Here is a 5,002-nt window from a genome sequence, read left to right as displayed (position 1 = left end):
AGAAGTCAATAATTCACAGTACAATCCGTAGTAAATTATCTCCTGGCTTATCTCATAAGCAGATACACCATATTCTCACAGTCTAACACATCACTGAGATTGCTTACTGAAATTTAGCCCCATTCCCAATGACTGATATCTTTCCCGACCTTATGCAGCATCCTTCCCTATACCTATACATGTATAGTCTGCATCAATCGCCAGTGATACCCATGATTATTTTATAATCAGCATACTTATAATTCTCTAGAGGCCGTATAATATCCCTAAAAAGTATGTATCATCATAATTTATAGATTAAGGAAATCTTATATCAAGTGCCTACAGTTACACTCTGCTGCTAAATTAATCACCCTACTCTAGACACTTTTTGAATCCCTCTGCCAGAGTTTGCATGAGTTGATAATAGCCATCCTCTTCCACAGTAATTGAACTGCCAATCGGATCTACAGCTTGGATCTTTATCTTCTTGCTTATAAATTTATATCGCTGTTTGTTGCTATACATATCCGTGAAAATACATTTCACTCCGTGCTTCTTAGCTGCAGCCCGAGCTAAAAACAGCTCTTTTGCTGTTATGTGCCCTGATGATAATGAAGCAACACAGTGAAGCCCAAAGTAGCGATCAAAATACTGATACGCATCATGAGCAACTATGTAAGGTACACTCTTTACTGATGCTAACATCTTATGGATGTCCTCTGTCATGGCAGAGATTTTCTCCAAAGCATTTTCAGCATTCTTCTTATAAATCTCCGCATTTTCTGGATCTGCTTCAGATAAAGTTGAGCATATTTTGCCAATTATTTTTTTAGCATTATCAGGATTTAACCATATGTGAAAATCCTTCGTGTTTTGGCCTTCATAACTGCCACGGTACCCCCTATTCGATAGTACTTCCACTTCGTCTGAAAGCCTAATAAGCTTTTTTTGAGGGTTGTATGCCAACTTTTGCACATAAGGCTCCATACTTTCATCTATATAGAAAACAATATCCGCTGCATTTAGGCTTGCCACATCCGATGGCTTCAGCACATAGTCGTGCACACATGACATGCCTATCGACGGCAACGAAGGCTTCACTACACCGCGCCCCACGTCACTTACTAAAAAGTGTATTGGATTTATGGTTGCAGCTACTTTGGGAACGGTATATCCTGCTATGGGCAGGAGAAGTGCCACCAATAGCGAAATAGTATGTATTCTAGTCAGCATATCAAGGAACCTGTCACGTGCGTCACGGGGCTTCAGAAGAGTGTTCTACCCATGCTTGTTGTTGATAGTATAACCGTCTTCTATGGAAATAGAAAGGTAATAGATAATGTCAGCTTCTCTATACGTCCCGGTGAAATTATTACAATCCTCGGTCCTAATGGTGGAGGAAAGACATCGTTGGTCAGAGTACTGGTAGGTATTAATCAGGACTATATAGGTACCATTCGCTATACTAAAAGACCAATCATCGCATATATGCCGCAGAATTTTAGAGTTAACAGTTTCATGCCTATGACGGTAGAGTATCTGTTACTCAGCGCATGTTGGGGAAGAGGCATATCCCTAGACCTAAGGGCAGTTATCAAGTATGTAGACATTTCAAAACTGCTCACTAGGCAGATATCAGAACTCTCAGCCGGAGAGATACAGTTAGTGCTCTTGGCGAGGTGTATGGTTATGAAACCTGATCTGATCGTGCTTGACGAACCGGTAAGTTGTATGGACGTTGAAGCAAAAAACAATTTCTATCGGTTAATAGGCAAGTTGGTGTCTAAGTATAATATCAGCATAATAATGACATCTCATGATCTGCACTGTGTTATGGCTTGCTCAGATCGTGTAATCTGCATAAATCGCTCCGTACGCTGTGAAGGAACTCCGGAGGAGATCACTGAGAGTGCAAAGTTTATGAGCGTATTTCCAGAGAATGTTTAGTTCTATCAGCGGGCTAGTTAGACTATGCAAAATAGGGGCCACACTGCTGCGATATGGGGTCATTCCCAATGCTGGCATCTTTTCAAATAGAAAGTATAAAAAGAACTATGGAGAAAGAGTCCATCTATGCCTCCGCAGCCTGGGACCTACGTTCATAAAATTTGGACAATTTCTAGCCTCTAGAGCAGATATAGTGGGGGAAGAAGTAGCGGGAAACTTACTGATGTTGTGCGACAAGCTCACACCATTCCCATACAGCCAAGTGGTTTCTATAGTAGAAGGCCAGTTTCACAAGAAAATGGATGAGATTTTCTTGGAGTTCGATAAGGAACCAGTTGCTGCAGCGTCAATAGCTCAGGTTCATAGAGCACGGACATTAGACGGAGAACTGAAAGCTGTCAAAGTGCTTCGGCCAGGTATAGAAGCATCATTTCGCGCAGATATTGATCTAATGCGTAAGATTGCAGATATTTCAAGTGCCTTAGGTATGCTAAGTAGATTCAAATTACCTCAGCTAGTAGAGATGTTCTCAGATATCTGCAAGCTAGAGTTGGATCTCCGCTTTGAAGCCGCAAATGCTGATGAACTAAGAGAAAATTTACAGGCTGACTCTGCAGACTTCTATATACCTAAAGTAGACTGGAAACACACAACCAGGAGTGTACTAACATTACAGTGGGTAGAAGGAACCCCCATATACAGAGTAGATGAGCTTCAGAACAAAGAATTGTTGGCGAAAAATCTGATAATAGCCTTTTGCAATCAAGTATACAGAGACAGATTTTTCCATGCAGATATGCATCCAGGTAATCTCATGGTTGATGGTAACAACAGAATAGTTGTTGTAGATTTTGGGATTATGGGGAGGCTTGATGAAGAAACATGCTTCTATATAACCGAGATACTTGTGGGGTTTATCAATCGAGATTACCGCAGAGTTGCTGCTGCACACTTCGATGCAGGGTATGTTCCTGATAGATTTGATCAATTCGTTACAGCTTGCCGCTCTATATGGGAGCCTATAGCTGATGTAGATACCAAGAATTTTTCTACAGCTTCTTTGCTTGCACAGCTCTTCAAAATTACCGCAGATTTTAATATGTGCGTACAACCTAAGCTGTTGTTATTACAGAAGTCGATGGTTCTGGTAGAAGGTATTTGTAGACAACTAGTTCCTGAAATGAACTTTTGGAAAATTGCAGAACTGTGGGTCAAAGATCATTATGAGAATATAGGGTATGTAGAAAGGCTTAAGCAGTGCAAGGCATATAGATCGATGATGAATATTGGGTTACTTGTTTCCAAGATTGATAGAAGCCTTGATATGGTTATCTCACACGGGCAAGCATTGAATGCGCGCAAGAGCGGTGGTATTACCAAATCAGCATTTTGTTTAACTCTAGTTATCGTGTTTCTGACACTGATTATTCTTTTTAAGTAACACTTTATATACTAGTGTGTATCATACAAAATATCCCCCATTATCTCACTAACAACTAGTACCACTAAGAGGCAGTACTTCTAGCGCCTTTACAAAGGCGTGGTGCATCTCTTGCAACTTTCCGCAAGCTCTATATCTTCAGCTACGCTTAATCTAAGCTCCCGTTATCTTCAACGGCGCTTCCATTGTCTTATAAGCTCTATGACCTCAGGATCTTCGAACTTAGCGTCAGACGGTAAAGTAATCTCAAGCCTGCGTTCTTGAGGTATGCAGACCTCACCACACACTGCAAAACCTACATGTAAATGTAACAATGGTGACTCAGAGCCTTTTAACACAGTGAATGTAATGGGAAATACCACCGTACCTTCATATACATTGCTCTCCAAGACTCTACCGGGAATTGCCTCAGATACTTTAGAGAATTTTGGCCAATGAACATTCAAGCTCTTTGTATTACTGCCTTCGATCCAAAATCGTGTGGGCATTCCGGTATCACCGGGATCCTTGGCATATATATGCCACCCCGGCTGCACCTCACACATCACTGCGACACTCACTTTGTTAGGGGTAACAGCACCAACAAGCACCTTAACATTCACATGATTATCGTATAGAGAGTCGTTTCTTTCTGAGCAGCTAGCAGTCGCAAAAACACACGAACTTAAGGACCACAAAAGGAAAATCTTGCATAAAACGGCTCCCATGCACTTAGCTATTCTCAAGACGTTCGCCCCCTGACTATTAGCTGTGTAATTCCTACTGTTTTTTCGCAAGTTTTGCAACCTTGTGATTGGTCAACTTGCACAACCATAGCCTATATACAATTTTATAAAGAAAAAGAATTTGTTACTGATAGAAAAAGGGCTGAATAAAGTGGGGAATCATGATAAGGCATTTAATACTATAGTAGTGCATAGTAATCCTAGAGCTTATGAAGAAAAGTAGCCTGTAAATCTGTTCATATGTGGCATTATCCTCTACCCTGAACTACTCCACATAAGAAAAGCTATTTGCTGTTTTCTGCAGGTGTATGCCCCGTTGTCTTTCTGACATTTACCTTAAGGAAAGCCAAATTTGAGAGTGCAAGTAGTTGCGTTACGAGAGCATAAAACTACACCCTTTGTCGTCAAATTTACCTGTCGGTTACCTAGAGATATAGTAGCAGACTTTATTCTACTGAAGATGGCTTTCTTCTATGCTAGATGACTTGTAGAGGGGTGTGGTGAGTGTTACCATATCTCCGTAATCTTAAACAAGTGGTGGCGTTACAGTGGAAGGACTTGAGCTTAAAGACATATCGTACAGGTATAGAAAGAGTGATTTTCTTTTGGAAGTGGAAGAACTTTCTGCCAAAAGGGGCGAAATAATATGTTTATTAGGGCCATCAGGGTGTGGAAAATCCACAATATTAAAGTTAATAGCGGGACTAGAAAGGCCTTTTGCAGGAGTGATAAGGATTAATGGCAAAACAGTAAATGATGCCCGATGTGGCGTTTATATACCAACAGAATCCCGCAATGTAGGACTAATTTTCCAGCACCCAGCGCTGTTTCAACACCAAACTATAGTGGAGAATGTAGCATTCGCAGTAAAAGCACAAAGCAAGGATAAGAGAATGAAGCATGCTTT

At 40.8% G+C, this 5,002-nt stretch carries 5 protein-coding genes; 3 read left to right on the top strand and 2 right to left on the bottom strand.

Features of this window, described 5'->3' with window-relative positions; genetic code table 11:
* Positions 1 to 354: 354 nt before the first annotated feature.
* Positions 355 to 1,215, bottom strand: coding sequence for a metal ABC transporter solute-binding protein, Zn/Mn family (locus KPX09_RS04305; RefSeq protein WP_249549150.1), 861 nt, complete (start codon positions 1,213 to 1,215; stop codon positions 355 to 357).
* Between KPX09_RS04305 and KPX09_RS04300 the strand changes: the two genes are divergently transcribed.
* Both KPX09_RS04300 and KPX09_RS04295 read left to right on the top strand, forming a co-directional pair.
* Positions 1,198 to 1,929 carry a metal ABC transporter ATP-binding protein gene (locus KPX09_RS04300; RefSeq protein ID WP_410518481.1) on the top strand — a complete coding sequence of 244 codons (732 nt, stop codon included), beginning with the start codon at positions 1,198 to 1,200 and terminating at the stop codon, positions 1,927 to 1,929. The genes KPX09_RS04305 and KPX09_RS04300 overlap by 18 nt on opposite strands.
* A 193-nt stretch (positions 1,930 to 2,122) precedes the next feature.
* Positions 2,123 to 3,370: an AarF/UbiB family protein gene (locus KPX09_RS04295; protein WP_249549149.1), complete on the top strand. Its 1,248-nt coding sequence runs from the start codon at positions 2,123 to 2,125 to the stop codon at positions 3,368 to 3,370.
* Positions 3,371 to 3,540: 170 nt separating this feature from the next.
* Here the strand turns inward: KPX09_RS04295 and KPX09_RS04290 are convergent, their stop codons facing one another.
* The gene (locus tag KPX09_RS04290; RefSeq protein WP_249549148.1) at positions 3,541 to 4,155 is read right to left on the bottom strand and encodes a protein-disulfide reductase DsbD domain-containing protein; all 615 of its coding nucleotides are present in this window, start codon (positions 4,153 to 4,155) and stop codon (positions 3,541 to 3,543) included.
* A gap of 488 nt (positions 4,156 to 4,643) precedes the next feature.
* Here KPX09_RS04290 and KPX09_RS04285 point away from each other — a divergent pair.
* On the top strand, positions 4,644 to 5,002 hold a 359-nt coding region (locus KPX09_RS04285; RefSeq protein WP_249549147.1), incomplete at its 3' end, for an ATP-binding cassette domain-containing protein.

The sequence above is a fragment of the Anaplasma phagocytophilum genome (assembly GCF_023476575.1).
GTDB classification, from domain to species: domain Bacteria; phylum Pseudomonadota; class Alphaproteobacteria; order Rickettsiales; family Anaplasmataceae; genus Anaplasma; species Anaplasma phagocytophilum_A.
The sequence above is the reverse complement of the archived record's forward strand: the minus strand, read 5'-3'. Positions and strand labels throughout refer to the sequence as shown.